The organism is Streptomyces sp. NPDC127038 (assembly GCF_042725875.1).
GTDB lineage: Bacteria > Actinomycetota > Actinomycetes > Streptomycetales > Streptomycetaceae > Streptomyces.
The window spans coordinates 1-15,521 of sequence record NZ_JBHXDQ010000035.1; the positions used below are offsets into that span (position 1 = coordinate 1).

At 69.8% G+C, this 15,521-nt stretch carries 12 protein-coding genes; 4 read left to right on the top strand and 8 right to left on the bottom strand.

Annotated elements, in window-relative coordinates; translation table 11 throughout:
- Positions 1–98: 98 nt before the first annotated feature.
- Positions 99–1,220 carry a substrate-binding domain-containing protein gene (locus tag ACFWI4_RS23280; RefSeq protein WP_387199328.1) on the bottom strand — a complete coding sequence of 374 codons (1,122 nt, stop codon included), beginning with the start codon at positions 1,218–1,220 and terminating at the stop codon, positions 99–101.
- Between the two features lie 281 nt (positions 1,221–1,501).
- Here ACFWI4_RS23280 and ACFWI4_RS23285 point away from each other — a divergent pair, with 281 nt between their 5' ends.
- Positions 1,502–3,172, top strand: coding sequence for a fibronectin type III domain-containing protein (locus ACFWI4_RS23285; RefSeq protein ID WP_387199331.1), 1,671 nt, complete (start codon positions 1,502–1,504; stop codon positions 3,170–3,172).
- A 67-nt stretch (positions 3,173–3,239) separates the two neighbouring features.
- On the opposite strand, the gene ACFWI4_RS23290 is transcribed toward ACFWI4_RS23285, so the two are convergent.
- From ACFWI4_RS23290 to ACFWI4_RS23310, 5 genes are all read right to left on the bottom strand, one after another.
- Positions 3,240–3,692, bottom strand: a complete 453-nt coding sequence (locus tag ACFWI4_RS23290) for a heat shock protein transcriptional repressor HspR (RefSeq protein ID WP_328670535.1) — start codon at positions 3,690–3,692, stop codon at positions 3,240–3,242.
- Positions 3,693–3,699: 7 nt separating this feature from the next.
- Positions 3,700–4,887: a molecular chaperone DnaJ gene (gene dnaJ, locus ACFWI4_RS23295; RefSeq protein ID WP_387199334.1), complete on the bottom strand. Its 1,188-nt coding sequence runs from the start codon at positions 4,885–4,887 to the stop codon at positions 3,700–3,702.
- Between the two features lie 33 nt (positions 4,888–4,920).
- Positions 4,921–5,580, bottom strand: a complete 660-nt coding sequence (gene grpE / locus ACFWI4_RS23300; RefSeq protein WP_387199337.1) for a nucleotide exchange factor GrpE — start codon at positions 5,578–5,580, stop codon at positions 4,921–4,923.
- Positions 5,577–7,421, bottom strand: a complete 1,845-nt coding sequence (dnaK, locus tag ACFWI4_RS23305) for a molecular chaperone DnaK (RefSeq protein WP_385397292.1) — start codon at positions 7,419–7,421, stop codon at positions 5,577–5,579. Before dnaK ends, grpE begins: the two co-directional genes overlap by 4 nt.
- 147 nt (positions 7,422–7,568) lie before the next feature.
- Entirely contained in the window at positions 7,569–8,684 is a 1,116-nt protein-coding gene (locus ACFWI4_RS23310; protein WP_387199340.1) for an MraY family glycosyltransferase, read from the bottom strand.
- A 264-nt stretch (positions 8,685–8,948) separates the two neighbouring features.
- Here ACFWI4_RS23310 and ACFWI4_RS23315 point away from each other — a divergent pair, with 264 nt between their 5' ends.
- The 3 genes from ACFWI4_RS23315 to ACFWI4_RS23325 all read left to right on the top strand — a co-directional run bounded on the left by ACFWI4_RS23315 (position 8,949) and on the right by ACFWI4_RS23325 (position 14,303).
- Positions 8,949–11,225, top strand: a complete 2,277-nt coding sequence (locus tag ACFWI4_RS23315) for a (Fe-S)-binding protein (RefSeq protein WP_387199343.1) — start codon at positions 8,949–8,951, stop codon at positions 11,223–11,225.
- 387 nt (positions 11,226–11,612) lie between these two features.
- Entirely contained in the window at positions 11,613–13,106 is a 1,494-nt protein-coding gene (locus tag ACFWI4_RS23320) for an FG-GAP and VCBS repeat-containing protein (RefSeq protein WP_387199346.1), read from the top strand.
- A gap of 159 nt (positions 13,107–13,265) precedes the next feature.
- On the top strand, positions 13,266–14,303 hold the full coding sequence (locus ACFWI4_RS23325) for a Yip1 family protein (RefSeq protein ID WP_387199349.1): 1,038 nt from the start codon (positions 13,266–13,268) through the stop codon (positions 14,301–14,303).
- A gap of 121 nt (positions 14,304–14,424) precedes the next feature.
- Here the strand turns inward: ACFWI4_RS23325 and ACFWI4_RS23330 are convergent, their stop codons facing one another.
- Both ACFWI4_RS23330 and dcd read right to left on the bottom strand, forming a co-directional pair.
- Positions 14,425–14,922: a phosphoribosyltransferase gene (locus ACFWI4_RS23330; RefSeq protein ID WP_385397656.1), complete on the bottom strand. Its 498-nt coding sequence runs from the start codon at positions 14,920–14,922 to the stop codon at positions 14,425–14,427.
- Between the two features lie 10 nt (positions 14,923–14,932).
- Positions 14,933–15,508 (bottom strand): dCTP deaminase, encoded by a 576-nt coding sequence (dcd, locus tag ACFWI4_RS23335; protein WP_339130566.1) that lies wholly within the window; start codon positions 15,506–15,508, stop codon positions 14,933–14,935.
- Positions 15,509–15,521: the final 13 nt, after the last annotated feature.

Sequence of the window (15,521 nt, forward strand, 5' to 3'; positions counted from 1 at the left end):
TATGAGCCTGGTGGTGGGCGGGGCGCCCCCCCCCCCGACCGGGGCCGTAACCAGGGCTCCCGGCCCGCCGCCTCGGACGAGGCGGCGGGCGGAACGTCCTACTTGATGCCGAGCTGACCGCAGAGCGCCTTGTAGGGCGTCGTGCAGATCTTGCTGACGGGGTAGATGCCGTCCTGGACCACCGTGTTCTCGATGTTGTCCTTGGTGAGGGCGACAACGGGCACGAGCTGGGACGGAATGCTCTTGTTCGTGGGGCTGTCGACCTTGTCGCGGGTGAGCGCGTCGAACTCGATCGAGCGGCCCTGGACCCGGGCGACCGCCATCTCGGCGGCGGCGTTGGCCTCCTCCGGGTACGACTTGTACACGCTCATGTACTGGTCGCCCTTGATGATCCGCTGCACGGCGACGAGCTCGGAGTCCTGGCCGGTGACCGGCGGCACCTTGCTGACACCCGCGGCCTTGAAGGCGTCGATGACCGCGCCCGCGATGCCGTCGTTGGCGGCGTAGACGCCGGCGATGTTGCTCAGCCCGACGGCCTGGATGGACTTCTCCATGTTGGCCTTGGCGTTGACCGGGTCCCAGTCCTTGGTGTCGTACTGGGCGGCGATGATCACCTTGTCCTGGAGCTCGGACTTGGCACCCGCCTTGAACTGCGCCGCGTTGGGGTCGGTCAGCGAGCCGTTCATCATGATGATCTTCTTCGAGGCCGAGTTGACGCCCAGCGCGCCGACCAGGGCCTTGCCCTGGGTCTCGCCGACCAGCTCGTTGTCGAAGGAGATGTACGCGTCGATCGGACCCTGGGCCAGGCGGTCGTACGCGATGACCGGGATGCCGGCCTCCTTGGCCTTGCGCACGCCCTTGGCGATCGACACCGAGTCCACCGCGTCCACGAGGATGACGTCGACCTTCTCGTCGATCATCTGCTGCATCTGGCGCAGCTGCTTGGCCGCGTCCTGCTCAGCGTTCAGGTAGACGACGTCACCCTTCTTCTCGGTGAGCTTCAGAACCTGGTCCCGGATGATCGGGTAGTCGAACTTGTCGTAACGGGTGTTCTGCTTCTCCGGAAGGAGCAGCCCGACCTTGATGTCGTCGCCCTTCGTGGGGCTAGCCGAGGTGCCACTCCCTCCGATGCCCAGGCCGCAGCCGGAGACGGTGACGGCCATGGCGGAGGACGCCACGGCTATGGCGGTACGGCGGAGGCCGGTGTTACGAGTCTTCACATCAGGTGCCTTCCGGGCGAGGTTGCAGCATTGCGACCCAGGTGGCTGAAAGCCAACGCGGCGATCACCTCAGCGTCAAGGAGTAATCACTTAACGAGATGGCAACGGCGTTTCGTGTTCCACAAGTGAACACGACGGGAAAAGACTACGCCCATCCACCGACCGATCCCCTCAGCTTCACCTTCCGTCATTCACAGGTACAACCAACTTCCTTTCACAGGAGTCGTGATCCCCGACGGTTTTTAACTGCCGTTGACGATCAGTCAGACCAGAAGGAAGACATGTTCAGAGCCACCGGCGCACGGGGCACCCTCTCCTCGGCCCTCGTGCTCGCCGCCGCGGGCGGCCTGCTCGGCACGGCCGGCACGGCCGCTTCCGCAGTGACCAACTGCACATCGCCCGTCTATAAGCGGCAGTTCTATGCGAACACCACGTTTTCGGGCACACCCAAGAAGACGGACTGTGACTCCGCGATCGACCAGAACTGGGGCTCGGGCGCACCCGCGGCCGGACTGCCCGCCGACAACTTCGGCGTCCGCTGGACCGTCACCCGCGACTTCGGATCGGGCGGCCCCTTCACCCTCCCCGTCACCGCCCAGGACGGAATACGGGTCTATCTGGATAACTCGCGCAAAGTAGACCTCTGGACGAACGTCTCGGCCACCCGGTCGAAAACGGTCGCCCTCACCATTCCTCCGGGAAAGCACACGCTGCGCGTCGATTTCGCCAACTGGACGGGCAAGGCAAACGTCACTTTCGCCTACAAACCCGTCACGTCCCCGGGCACCGACAAAATCAAGCCACTTGTTCCCACGGGTTCCTCGGCGTCCTACGACAACGCGACCGGCAACGCCCGGATCTCCTGGTCCCGGAGCCCGGAGATGGACCTCGCGGGATACCGCGTCTACCGCCGCCCCAAGGGCGGCAGCACCTGGACCCTGCGCACCACGACCACCGCCACCTCGTACACCGACACGTCCCTCCCGGCGACCGGCGACACGTACTACTACGAGGTCCGCGCCCACGACCGGGCCGGCAACGAGTCCGCGGGCACGGCGGACCGCCCGGTGACCACCGCCGACCGCACGGCCCCGGAGCGCGTCACCGGTCTGTCGGGCCGCGGCACCACCGCGGGCAACGGCCTGTCCTGGCAGCCCTCGTCGGCGGACGTCGACCACTACGAGGTGTGGGCCGCGCCGGTCGGCGGGAGCGACCCCGACGGGCCCGAGCCCGTGTTCGGGACGTCCTACACGGACCCGATCGCCCCGGTGGGCACCGACTACCGCTACACCGTCCACGCCGTCGACCGGGCCGGGAACGTCTCCCCCGTCTCCGACACCCTGACGCTCACGCGCCCGGAGGACTCCACGGCGCCCGCGCCGCACGCGCTCCTGGCCACGCCCGCCGACGCCTCCACCCGCGTCGACTGGACCCCGGCGGACGACCCCGGCGCGATGGTCACCGGGTTCCGCGTCTACCGCCGTACGACCGCACTGGGCCGGTGGACCCTGGTGGGCGGCACCGACGCCACGGGCTCCTCCTTCGACGACACCTCCGCCCCGAAGGGCACCGCGTACTACTACGTCGCCTCGGTCGACGGCCGAGGAGCCGAGTCGGGCCCCTCGGCGCAGACCACCGCCGAGCGGCTCACGCCCGCCACCGCCACCGGTCCCGCGGCCCCGCTGCTGACCGTGGTCTCCGAGGGCGGGACCCGCTTCCCCCTCCAGGTCGGGATACGGCCCGGAACGGGCGACGGGGCACGGCTGCTCAAGGGGTACGCGTGGGACGTCTCCGGTGCCTGCGGCACGAGCGGCCCGCGGTTCACCACCTCGGACACGGTCTCCTGGACGCCCCCGTACACGGGCCCGTGCACCGTCACGGTCAGCGCCGTGGACGTCTACGGCCGGACGGGCGAGGAAGCGGCCTCCGTCGAGGTCATGGTCGCCCGCTGACCGGGCGACGGCACGCGGAAGGGGCCCCCCGGTTCGGACGAACCGGTGGGCCCCTTCGCTTCGAGAACTAGTCGGCCGCCCGCTTGGGGCGCCAGACCACCAGCGCGCTGGTCTGCTGGACCTCCTGGTACGGGACCAGGTCGCGCCGGTAGGAGGCGTGCACGGCGGCCTCGCGCTGCTGCATGGCGGCGGCGGCGCCGTCCAGGGCCGACTCCAGCTCCGCGACGCGGGACTGGAGCGCGGCGACCTGGTTCTCCAGTTCGATGATGCGCTTGATGCCGGCGAGGTTGATGCCCTCGTCCTGCGACAACTGCTGCACGGTGCGCAGCAGCTCGATGTCGCGGGCCGAGTAACGGCGGCCCCGGCCGGCCGTGCGGTCGGGAGAGACCAGACCGAGCCGGTCGTACTGACGCAGGGTCTGCGGGTGCAGTCCGGAGAGCTGGGCCGCCACCGAGATGACGTAGACCGGGGTCTCCTCGGTCAGTTCATAGGGGTTGCGTCGACGACCGGTCGTGTCCATGGCTCCGTCATGCTCCCTTCGCGGCCTGGAACAGCTCCGCCCGCGGATCCTCACCCGCGGTCGCCTCTCGATACGCCTCCAGAGCGTCACGAGCCTTGCCGGACAGGTCCTGGGGGACCGTCACCTCGACGGTGACCAGCAGGTCGCCCCGGGTGCCGTCCTTGCGGACCGCGCCCCTGCCCCGGGCGCGCATGGTGCGCCCGTTCGGAGTGCCCGGCGGCAGCTTCAGCGTCACCGGAGGACCGCCCAGCGTCGGGACCTTCACCTCGCCGCCGAGCGCCGCCTCCGCGAAGGTGACGGGCACGGTGACGGTGAGGTTGTCGTCCTTGCGGCCGAAGACCGGGTGACCGTCCACGTGGACGGTGACGTACAGGTCACCGGCCGGACCTCCCCGCTCTCCGGGAGCGCCCTTGCCGCGCAGCCGGATCCGCTGGTTGTCGCTGACACCCGCGGGGATCCGGACCTGCATCGTGCGGGACGACTTGGCCCGCCCGCTGCCCGCGCACTCCATGCAGGGGTGCTCGGCGATGAGGCCGCGGCCCTTGCAGTCCGGGCACGGGTCCGTGAGCGAGAACCCGCCGCCCGAGCCGCGCGCCACCTGGCCGGTGCCGACGCAGGTCGGGCACACACGCGGTGTGCCGTTCTTGTCGCCGGTTCCCGAACAGGCCTTGCAGGCCGCCTGCGAGGTCATCCGCAGCGGAACGGTCGCGCCGTCCACCGCCTCCGTGAAGGAGAGCGTGACCTCGGTGTCGATGTCCTGGCCGCGCCGGGGCTGCGTACGCGTGCCCGGTCCGGCGCCGCCCCGGTTGAACAGGCCGCCGAAGACGTCGCCGATGCCGCCGCCGAAGCCGCCGGCCCCTCCCGCTCCCTGGCCCTGGGCGCCGCCTCCGAAGAGGTCACCCAGGTCGAAGTTGAAGTTGCCGCCGCCCGCGCCGGGACCCGGACGGAAGCCACCGCTGCCGAAGAGGGCGCGTGCCTCGTCGTACTCCTTGCGCTTCTTGGGGTCGCCGAGCACGTCGTTGGCCTCGGAGATCTCCTTGAAGCGCTCCTCCGCCTTGGCGTTGCCCTTGTTGGCGTCCGGGTGGAACTCGCGGGCGAGCTTCCGGTACGCCTTCTTGATCTCGGCCTCGGTGGCGTCCTTGGGGACGCCGAGGACCTTGTAGAAGTCCTTCTCGATGAAGTCCTTGGTGCTCATCCCCGACGTCCCTCCTCCCTCGTCCGTTCAAGCTCAGCCCTCGTCCGGGCCACCGCTCTCCTTGTCGTCGGCCGCGTCGGCCGATTCCTCGGCCTTGACCGTCTGCGCCCCCGGCTGCGGCTCGGCGACGGCGACCCGCGCGGGGCGGATGGTCCGTTCGCCGAAGCGATACCCCGGCTGGAGAATCGCCACGCACGTCGTCTCCGTGACGTCCGGCGCGTACGAGTGCATCAGGGCCTCGTGGATCGTCGGGTCGAAGGGCTCGCCCTCCTTGCCGAACTGCTGGAGTCCCATCTTCGCCGCGACGGTCTCCAGCGATTCGGCGACGGACTTGAATCCGCCGACGAGCTCGCCGTGGTCCCGCGCGCGGCCGATGTCGTCGAGCACGGGCAGGAGCTCGGTCAGGAGGCTCGCCACGGCGACCTCCCTGACCGCGATCCGGTCGCGCTCGATGCGGCGGCGGTAGTTCTGGAACTCGGCCTGGAGCCGCTGGAGGTCCGCGGTGCGCTCGGACAGTGCCATGCGCGCCTGGTCCAGCTGGGCCGTCAGGCCGGTCAACTGTGCTGCTGCGTCCCCGTCCGGGGCCGCCGCCCCCTCCGCAGAGGGGGTGGCGGTCTGCGGCTCGGCGTCGTCAGAGGTGGCGCCGGAAGGGACGTCGGGCTGCTCTTCGAAGCCCGGGGTCTCCTCCGTCACGCGGCACCGTCCCGGCGGTCCTCGTCGACGATCTCGGCGTCGACGACGTCGTCGTCGGCCTTCGGGGCCTCGGAGCCGTGGGCGTCGCCGCCGGTGGCCTGGGAGGCCTGGGCGTCGGCGTACATGGCCTGGCCGAGCTTCTGCGAGACCGCGGCGACCTTCTCGGTCGCGGTGCGGATCTCCGCGATGTCCTCGCCCTTGAGCGCGGCCTTCAGCTCCTCGACGGAGGCCTCGACCTCGGTCTTGATCTCGCCGGGGACCTTGTCCTCGTTGTCCTTGAGGAACTTCTCGGTCTGGTAGACGAGCTGCTCGCCCTGGTTGCGGGTCTCGGCGGCCTCGCGGCGGGCGTGGTCCTCCTCCGCGTACTTCTCGGCCTCCTGGCGCATGCGGTCGACCTCGTCCTTCGGCAGCGAGGAGCCACCGGTGACGGTCATCTTCTGCTCCTTGCCCGTGCCGAGGTCCTTCGCGGTCACGTGCATGATGCCGTTGGCGTCGATGTCGAAGGCGACCTCGATCTGCGGGACACCGCGCGGGGCCGGCGGCAGACCGGTCAGCTCGAACATGCCGAGCTTCTTGTTGTACGCCGCGATCTCGCGCTCGCCCTGGTAGACCTGGATCTGCACGGAGGGCTGGTTGTCCTCGGCCGTCGTGAAGATCTCGGACCGCTTGGTCGGGATCGTGGTGTTGCGCTCGATGAGCTTGGTCATGATCCCTCCCTTGGTCTCGATGCCGAGGGACAGCGGGGTCACGTCGAGGAGCAGGACGTCCTTGACCTCACCCTTGAGGACACCGGCCTGGAGGGCCGCGCCGATGGCGACGACCTCGTCCGGGTTCACACCCTTGTTGGCCTCGTTGCCGCCGGTCAGCTCCTTGACGAGCTCGGCGACGGCGGGCATACGGGTGGAACCGCCGACGAGAACGACGTGGTCGATCTCGGACAGCTGGATGCCCGCGTCCTTGATGACGTTGTGGAACGGCGTCTTGCAGCGCTCCAGGAGGTCGGCCGTCAGCTGCTGGAACTGGGCGCGCGTGAGCTTCTCGTCCAGGTGCAGCGGGCCCTCGGCGGAAGCCGTGATGTAGGGCAGGTTGATCGAGGTCTCGGTGGACGAGGACAGCTCGATCTTGGCCTTCTCGGCGGCCTCGCGCAGACGCTGGAGCGCCATCTTGTCCTTGGCGAGGTCCACACCGTGGCCGGAGCGGAACTGCTGCACCAGGTAGTCGACGACGCGCTGGTCCCAGTCGTCACCACCGAGGTGGTTGTCACCGTTGGTGGCCTTCACCTCGACGACGCCGTCGCCGATCTCCAGCAGGGACACGTCGAAGGTGCCGCCACCGAGGTCGAAGACGAGGATCGTCTGGTCGTCCTTGTCGAGGCCGTACGCCAGCGCGGCGGCGGTCGGCTCGTTGACGATACGAAGGACGTTCAGACCGGCGATCTCGCCGGCTTCCTTCGTCGCCTGACGCTCGGAGTCGTTGAAGTACGCCGGGACGGTGATGACCGCGTCGGCCACCTTCTCGCCCAGGTACGCCTCGGCGTCGCGCTTCAGCTTCTGCAGGATGAAGGCGCTCATCTGCTGCGGGTTGAAGCTCTTGCCGTCGAGCTCGATCTTCCAGTCGGTGCCCATGTGACGCTTCACCGAACGGATGGTCCGGTCCACGTTGGTGACCGCCTGGCGCTTGGCGACCTCGCCGACGAGCACCTCGCCGTTCTTCGCGAAGGCGACGACGGACGGCGTGGTCCTGGCGCCTTCGGCGTTGGTGATGACGGTGGGCTCGCCGCCTTCGAGAACGCTGACGACGGAGTTAGTCGTGCCCAGGTCGATGCCGACCGCACGTGCCATTTCGATTCCTCCAGCAATGACTTGAGTGGAACGGACTCAAGTGTGCACGACGTCCGCCCCCTGGTCAACAGACCTGAGTCGACGGGGCTCAACTCTTATCCGCTCCTTACACGCATGGAGCCTCTGAACTGGGGTTTTCTCGCAGAGTCAGTGAACCTTCACCGCGCCAGGTGCCTCCGGACGGGGACGCCCCGGACGCCCGAGCACCCTCGGGACGGGTCCCCCGGGAGCCGGGATGGCATGCGGAGGGGTACGGCGCGGACGGACCCCGGGACGTACGGCCCCGGCGACGGCGACCGCCGACACGGCGCCCGCCACCCACCAGGCGGCTCCCGCCCCGAGCCAGCCGAGGTCGATGCACAGCCCCACGGACGCGGCCGCGAACGCGGCCAGACCCGTCACGACCATGACCCCCTGCCGGGTGAGTCCCGCCCGCCGCAGCCGGTGCACCAGATGGTCGGGCGCCGGGCGCAGCAGCGGCCACCCGGCCCGCCCCCGCGACACCAGGACCAGCAGGGCGTCGGCGCTGGCCACGGCCGTCAGCGCGAAGGCGGCGCCGAGTCCGGGCCCGGCCGGCCGCTCCGCCTGCACCAGCACGACGGCCGAGGCCAGCAGGAAGCCGGCGAACAGCGACCCGCAGCGACCCGGCGCGATCCGGGCGGGGGGCCATCCCTGCATCAGGAAGCCGGTGAGGGCGGCGGCCAGCACGCTGAGCAGCGCGGCGAGGCCGTCCATGAGCCCGGCGGCGGCGCAGCCGCTGAGGGCGAAGGCGGTGATGACACCGACCGTCCCCATCACCCCGTCCGCGTGGTCGAGGGAGCGGAAGGCCTGCGTGACGAGGACGATCCAGACCACGGCCAGCACCCCGGCCGGCGCCCCGAGTTCACCGAAGGGGACGGTCAGCGCGGCGGCGACGGCGACCCCCGCCACGCACACCACCGGGGGCACGGGCAGGAGATCGGCGGCCAGACCGAGCAGCGCGACCACGATCGCGGCGGCCAGCAGCCGCCCGGCGTCCGCGCCGAGCGGGGCGGCGCCGGTCCAGTTCCCGGCCCAGCCGACGAGCGCCGTGGCGCCCGCCACGGCGACCCCGCCGAGGAGCGGGACGGGACGCGCCTTCACGGGCGCCCGGGGTCTCGCGCGGCGGGCACGAAGCCCCGTCCCGTCGGCCGGGCCGAGGCGCAGGGAGAGCGACCGCAGCAGCGCGGAGAGCGTGGCGGTCAGGAGGAGAGCGGCGGTGGCGGCCGTGATTCCGTACAGCACGTCGCCAATTTAGGGGTAATTGTCACAGTATTGGGTGAATAACACGATCGGGTTTACGTGTCCTGTCGTCACGGGGTGAACCGGACCCCGTGCCCGGCTCCCGGGCCCCCACTCAGGCATCCCTCAGCGACGCAGATCACCGCACCGCTGACTACAGTGCGGCGGAGGAAGTGGGTAGTCTCAGACGGACTGCATAAGTTACCGCTTAGTAATCACCTTCGAGGTCACCTCGAAGAACACCTCGCAGGCCCGAGGAGCCCCCGAATGCAACTCGCCGCGATCATCGTGTCGCTGGTCCTGACCGTGGTCGGCGTCGCGCTGATCGCGCGGGCCGTCGCGCAGATCTACCGGTTCATCAAGCTCGGCCAGCCCGTACCCGCCGGCAGCCGCACCGACGACTGGAAGGCCCGCAGCGTCACGCTGGCCAAGGAATTCGTCGGCCACACCCGGATGAACCGGTGGGGGATCATCGGCGTCGCGCACTGGTTCGTGGCCGTCGGCTTCCTGACGCTCGGCCTGACGATCGTCACGGCCTACGGCCAGCTGTTCAAGGCCGACTGGACGCTCCCGGTGCTCGGCGGCTTCCTCCCGTACGAGCTCTACACCGAGTTCATCGCCCTGTTCACGACGCTCGGCATCCTCGTACTGATCGCCGTCCGCCAGCTGAACCGCCCCTCGAAGCCGGGCCGCAAGTCCCGCTTCGCCGGCTCCAAGACCGGCCAGGCCTACTTCGTCGAGGCCGTGATCCTCGTCATCGGCCTCGCGATCATGACCCTGCGCGGCCTCGAAGGCGCCCTGCACGGCGTCGACCACTACGAAGCCGCTTACTGGGCCTCGTACCCCCTGGTCGCCGCCTTCAAGGGCCTGAGCCTCGGCACCCTCCAGAACCTGGTCTACCTGACCGCCATGATCAAGCTCGGCGTCACCATGGGCTGGGCGATCACGGTCGGCCTGAACACCAACATGGGCGTCGCCTGGCACCGCTTCCTCGCCTTCCCGAACATCTGGTTCAAGCGCGACGCCAAGGGCGCGACCGCGCTCGGCGAGCTGCTCCCGATGACCAGCGGCGGCAAGGCCATCGACTTCACCGACCCCGGTGAGGACGACGTCTTCGGTGTCTCCCAGGTCGAGCAGTTCTCCTGGAAGGGCCTGCTCGACTTCTCCACCTGCACCGAGTGCGGCCGCTGCCAGTCGCAGTGCCCCGCCTGGAACACCGGCAAGCCGCTCTCCCCCAAGCTCCTCATCATGTCGCTGCGCGACCACGCGCACGCCAAGGCCCCGTACCTGCTGGCCGGCGGCGGCAAGGACATGGAAGGCAACGAGAAGGCCTCCGAGGAGCAGCTCAAGGACGTGCCCGCGGCCGCCCTGGCCGAGGCCGAGCGCCCGCTGATCGGCACCGCGGAAGAGAACGGCGTCATCGACCCCGACGTCCTGTGGTCCTGTACCACCTGCGGCGCCTGCGTCGAGCAGTGCCCGGTCGACATCGAGCACATCGACCACATCGTCGACATGCGCCGCTACCAGGTGATGATCGAGAGCGCGTTCCCGTCCGAGGCGGGCACGATGCTCAAGAACCTGGAGAAGAAGGGCAACCCCTGGGGCCTTGCCAAGAAGCAGCGCCTGGAGTGGACGAAGGAGGTCGACTTCGAGATCCCCGTCGTCGGCCGCGACATCGAGGACCTCAGCGAGATCGAGTACCTCTACTGGGTCGGCTGCGCCGGCGCCCTGGAGGACCGCGCCAAGAAGACCACCAAGGCCTTCGCGGAACTGCTGCACATGGCGGGCGTCAAGTTCGCGATCATGGGCGGCGACGAGAAGTGCACCGGTGACTCCGCCCGCCGCCTCGGCAACGAGCCCCTCTTCCAGGAGCTCGGCATGGAGAACGTCGCCGCGCTGAACATGGCGTTCGGCGAGGATGACGAGGACGAGTCGACCAAGAAGCCGAAGTCGGCCAAGAAGATCGTCGCCACCTGCCCGCACTGCCTCAACACCATCGGCAACGAGTACCCGCAGCTCGGCGGCGACTACGAGGTCATCCACCACACCCAGCTGCTCCAGCACCTCATCGACGAGGGCAAGCTGCTCCCGGTGACCCCGGTCGAGGGTCTGATCACGTACCACGACCCGTGCTACCTGGGCCGTCACAACAAGGTCTACACGCCCCCGCGCGAGATCATGTCCGCCGTCCCTGGCCTGCGCCAGCAGGAGATGCACCGCCACAAGGAACGCGGCTTCTGCTGCGGCGCCGGCGGCGCGCGCATGTGGATGGAGGAGCGGATCGGCAAGCGCATCAACAACGAGCGTGTCGACGAGGCCCTGTCGCTCAACCCCGACATCGTCTCCACCGCCTGCCCGTTCTGCCTCGTCATGCTGACCGACTCGGTCAACGGCAAGAAGAACGAGGGCAAGGCCAAGGAGTCCGTCCAGGTCGTCGACGTGGCCCAGCTCCTGCTTGAGTCGGTCAAGGCGCCGGTCGAGGAAGAGCCCCCGGCGGGCTCGGCCGAGTCGGAGAGCGAGCCGGAGCCCGAGCCGGTGAAGTGACCGCCCCCGTCCGGGCGGCGGTCCGGACCCGCGTCCGGCACCACCACCGTCCGACACGACTGTCTGACGCAGCCGCCTGACCGGCCCGTCGGGCGCCGCCGACCGGCCCGGTCCGATCGGTGTGACGACGCCCCCGTGCTCCCGGGAGCACGGGGGCGTCGTCGTACCCACCGGCCTACCGGCCGCCTCCCGCCTCCGGCCGCCCGGCACTCGGCTCACCCCGAAAGAAAACCGAACTCACGTACAACCCTTACCCCGCACCGGCGGTCTCCTGTTCGCCGATCGGTCAGTGAACTGCCGTACAACTCCAGGCGAACGCGGCCGGCCGGCTCCCCATCGACAGGGGACGAGCGCCCGGCGTCCCCGCATGCCGCAGGAGAATCCCGCATGCACAAGCGTCACCCGCACTCCGTGCGACTCGCTCTCGCCACGGCGACGGCCGCAGCGCTGACGGGCGGTCTGCTCACGTTCTCGGCCGCGACCGCCACCGCCGCGGACTCCGCGAGGGTCCCGCAGGCCGACTTCAACGGCGACGGCATCGGCGACGTGGCCCTCTCGGCCCACGGCGCCTACGTCAGCGGCCACGCCGGAGCGGGCCAGATCGTGGCCCTCTACGGCTCGGCCACCGGTGTGTCCTCCGCCAAGCGCTCCACGATCAGCCAGAACACCACCGGCGTCCCGGGCACCGCCGAGGCCGGCGACGCCTTCGGCGCCGAGACGGCGTACGCGGACTTCAACGGCGACGGATTCGACGACCTCGCCGTCGCCTCGCCCTCGGAGAAGGTCGGCACCGACACGAACGGCGGCGCCCTCGCCATCCTCTGGGGCTCCCGGAGCGGCCTCACCGGCAAGAGCGTCAACGTCCCGGACCCGTCCCCGTCCTCGCACGACTACTGGGGCAAGGACCTGGCCGCCGGCGACTTCGACGGCGACGGCAAGGCCGACCTCGCGGTCGGCAGCTCGGCGAGCACGATCTACGTCTACAAGGGCGGCTTCAGCACCTCGGGCACCCCCGGCGGCCGTACGACGATCAAGCCCCCGATCCAGTCGGGCACCAACGACAGCCCGTACGGGCCGCTCAGCCTGACCGCGGGCGACGTGAACGGCGACGGCAGGACCGACCTGATCGTCGACGGCTTCGAGACGCAGACCTCCGCCGGCTGGAACACCAACTACTACGTGCCCGGCACGGCGAGCGGACTGAGCGTGGCCTCCGCGAAGGCGCTCAGGCCCGGCATCATCACCGGGATCGGCGACATCAACGGCGACGGCTTCGGCGACATCGTCAGCGGCGCCGGCTGGGACGCCACCCTGAACGACGGCACCACGGTCCCGGACTCCGCCAACGGCGGCAAGGTGAACATCACCTACGGCTCGGCGTCGGGCCCGGCGGGCACGACCGGGGTCACCCAGGACAGCGGCAGCGTCCCCGGCGCCTCGGAGAAGGGCGACAGCTTCGGCTGGGACCTGGACATGGGCGACGTCAACGGCGACCACTACCAGGACCTGGTCGTCTCGGCCCCGGACGAGGACCTCGCCGGGGTCAGCAACGCCGGCATGGTCACCGTCCTCTACGGCTCCGCCGCCGGGATCAACGTCTCCTCCGGCGCCCAGGCCTTCGCGCAGAGCACGGCCGGCGTCCCCGGCAACGACGAGAAGAACGACCTGTTCGGCGCCGACGTCAAGCTCGACGACGTCACCGGCGACGGGAAGGCGGACCTGCTCGTCGGCTCGTACGAGAACTCCGGGGACGGCGCCGTGACCTACCTGCCGTCCAACGGCAGCAAGATCACCACGACCGGCTCGCGCTTCGTCTCGCCGAGCGCCTCGGGCGTCTCGACGTCGGGCACCCCGCAGTTCGGCGCCGTCTTCGCCGACTGACCGGTCCGACCCGTCCGACCCGTCCGGAGGGGCCGCCCGTCACCGGGTGGTCCCTCCGCGGCCGTCCGATGCCTCCACCAGGGCGTTCGGTCGGACGACGGCTCCCGTACGAGCCGCTCGCGCCGTCCCGTACGGGCCGCTCGCCTCGCCCCTTAGGGGATGTCACAGCTCGGACCCAATGCCGGGCCCGTTGCCCCGGCCCCCGCACGTCACTCTTCGGGACCAGGTACGTTCGATAACGTGGCTGGATTCAGGATCGGACGCGGGGGCCGGGACAACCGTGCCCCGCAAGGGCGACCGCAACGACAACCGTACGGACAGTCCTCCCAGGGGAGCGGGCAGCAGTCCCCCCAGGGAGGCGGGCAGCAGCCGTACGGCTACCCGCCCGCGCCCTCGCGGCCGCAGTACGGGGGACAGCAGCCGTACGGCGGGCAGCCGCAGTACGGCGGACAGGGCGGCCAGCCCTACCGGGGCGGGCAGCAGGGCGGCTGGCCCCAGGGCGAGCCGGAGTACTTCGGCGACGGTCACCCGCAGCAGGGCCCGGACCCGTACGCGGCGAACAGCCCCGGCCACACGCAGGCCTTCTCGATCGGCGAGGACCCCTACTCCCAGGGGGACACCTACCGGGCGGGCCAGGCCGCCGCTCCGCCGGTCGGCCCGCGGCTGCACTGGAAGGACCTGCTCAAGGGCATAGTGACGGCCCCGAACCGGACCTTCCTCCAGATGCGTGACTACACGATGTGGGCCCCGGCCCTGGTCGTGACGTTCCTCTACGGCCTGCTGGCCGTCTTCGGCTTCGACGGCGCCCGCCAGGACGCGATCAACGCGACCCTCTCCAACGCCGTACCGATCGTCCTGACGACCGCTGTCTCACTGGTGCTCAGCACGTTCGTCCTGGGCGTGGTCACCCACACCCTGGCCCGCCAGCTCGGCGGCGACGGCGCCTGGCAGCCCACGGTCGGCCTCTCCATGCTGATCATGTCCATCACGGACACCCCACGGCTGCTGTTCGCCATGTTCCTCGGCGGCGACGCCTCCTTCGTCAAGCTCCTCGGCTGGATCACCTGGGTCGCCGCGGGCGCCCTGCTGACCCTGATGGTCGGCAAGTCCCACGACCTCCCGTGGCCCAAGGCGCTCGCCGCGTCATCCATTCAGCTCATCGCGATCCTGTCGATCATCAAGCTGGGCACGTTCTGACGCCCACGACGGCGCACGAGCCCGCCCAGGGCACACGAGATGGGGCCCCCGGCACCCGGCCGGTCGCCCCTTCTCGCACCACGCATCACACGCCCCGCCCACGAACCGGCGCGGCCACTAACTAGGAGTCGAGCACCTGGCCGGCACGCTTGACGACCGGAGGCTCGACACTCCACGGGAAGTTGATCCACTCGTCGGTGCGCTTCCAGACGTACTCGCACTTCACGAGCGACTGGGTCTTCTCGTAGATCACGGCGCTGCGGACCTCGGCGACCTCGCCGACGCAGAAGTCGTGCACGAGCTTGAGCGTCTTGCCCGTGTCGGCGACGTCGTCGGTGATCAGGACCTTCTTCTCGGAGAAGTCGATCGCGTTGGGGACGGGGGCCAGCATCACCGGCATCTCCAGCGTCGTCCCCACCCCCGTGTAGAACTCGACGTTCACGAGGTGGATGTTCTTGCAGTCCAGGGCGTAGGCGAGCCCGCCCGCGACGAAGACGCCGCCCCGGGCGATCGAGAGCACGATGTCGGGCTCGTACCCGTCGTCGGCGATCGTCTGGGCGAGTTCGCGGACGGCGACGCCGAACTTCTCATAGGTGAGGTTCTCGCGGACGGCGGGCATGGTGATCGCCTCAGACCTGGGTGCGGTGGAAGTTCAGGAAGGACCGCGAGGGGGTCGGCCCGCGCTGGCCCTGGTAACGGGAGCCGTAGCGTTCGCTGCCGTACGGGAACTCGGCCGGCGAGCTGAGCCGGAACATGCACAGCTGCCCGATCTTCATCCCCGGCCACAGCTTGATCGGCAGGGTGGCGAGGTTCGACAGCTCGAGGGTGACGTGCCCGGAGAACCCGGGGTCGATGAACCCCGCGGTGGAGTGGGTGACCAGGCCCAGGCGTCCCAGGGAGCTCTTGCCCTCGAGGCGCGAGGCGAGGTCGTCGGGCAGCGAGATGACCTCGTACGTACTGGCGAGGACGAACTCTCCGGGGTGGAGGATGAACGGCTCGTCGCCCTCGGGCTCGACGAGCCGCGTGAGGTCCGCCTGCTCGACCGAGGGGTCGATGTGGGGGTAGCGGTGATTCTCGAACACCCGGAAGTAGCGGTCGAGCCGCACATCGATGCTCGACGGCTGCACCATGGATTCGTCGTAAGGATCGATGCGGACCCGCCCGGCGTCGATCTCGGCCCGGATGTCCTTGTCAGAGAGAAGCACGTCCTGAGGATAC

What these genes read in the sequence shown, in the direction of transcription:
- ACFWI4_RS23290 (WP_328670535.1), bottom strand. Translation starts at nt 3,692, where the DNA reads ATGGACACGACCGGTCGTCGACGCAACCCCTATGAACTGACCGAGGAG.
- ACFWI4_RS23330 (WP_385397656.1), bottom strand. Translation starts at nt 14,922, where the DNA reads ATGCCCGCCGTCCGCGAGAACCTCACCTATGAGAAGTTCGGCGTCGCC.
- ACFWI4_RS23285 (WP_387199331.1), top strand. Translation starts at nt 1,502, where the DNA reads ATGTTCAGAGCCACCGGCGCACGGGGCACCCTCTCCTCGGCCCTCGTG.
- ACFWI4_RS23325 (WP_387199349.1), top strand. Translation starts at nt 13,266, where the DNA reads ATGTCACAGCTCGGACCCAATGCCGGGCCCGTTGCCCCGGCCCCCGCA.
- ACFWI4_RS23320 (WP_387199346.1), top strand. Translation starts at nt 11,613, where the DNA reads ATGCACAAGCGTCACCCGCACTCCGTGCGACTCGCTCTCGCCACGGCG.
- dnaK (WP_385397292.1), bottom strand. Translation starts at nt 7,421, where the DNA reads ATGGCACGTGCGGTCGGCATCGACCTGGGCACGACTAACTCCGTCGTC.
- ACFWI4_RS23315 (WP_387199343.1), top strand. Translation starts at nt 8,949, where the DNA reads ATGCAACTCGCCGCGATCATCGTGTCGCTGGTCCTGACCGTGGTCGGC.
- dnaJ (WP_387199334.1), bottom strand. Translation starts at nt 4,887, where the DNA reads ATGAGCACCAAGGACTTCATCGAGAAGGACTTCTACAAGGTCCTCGGC.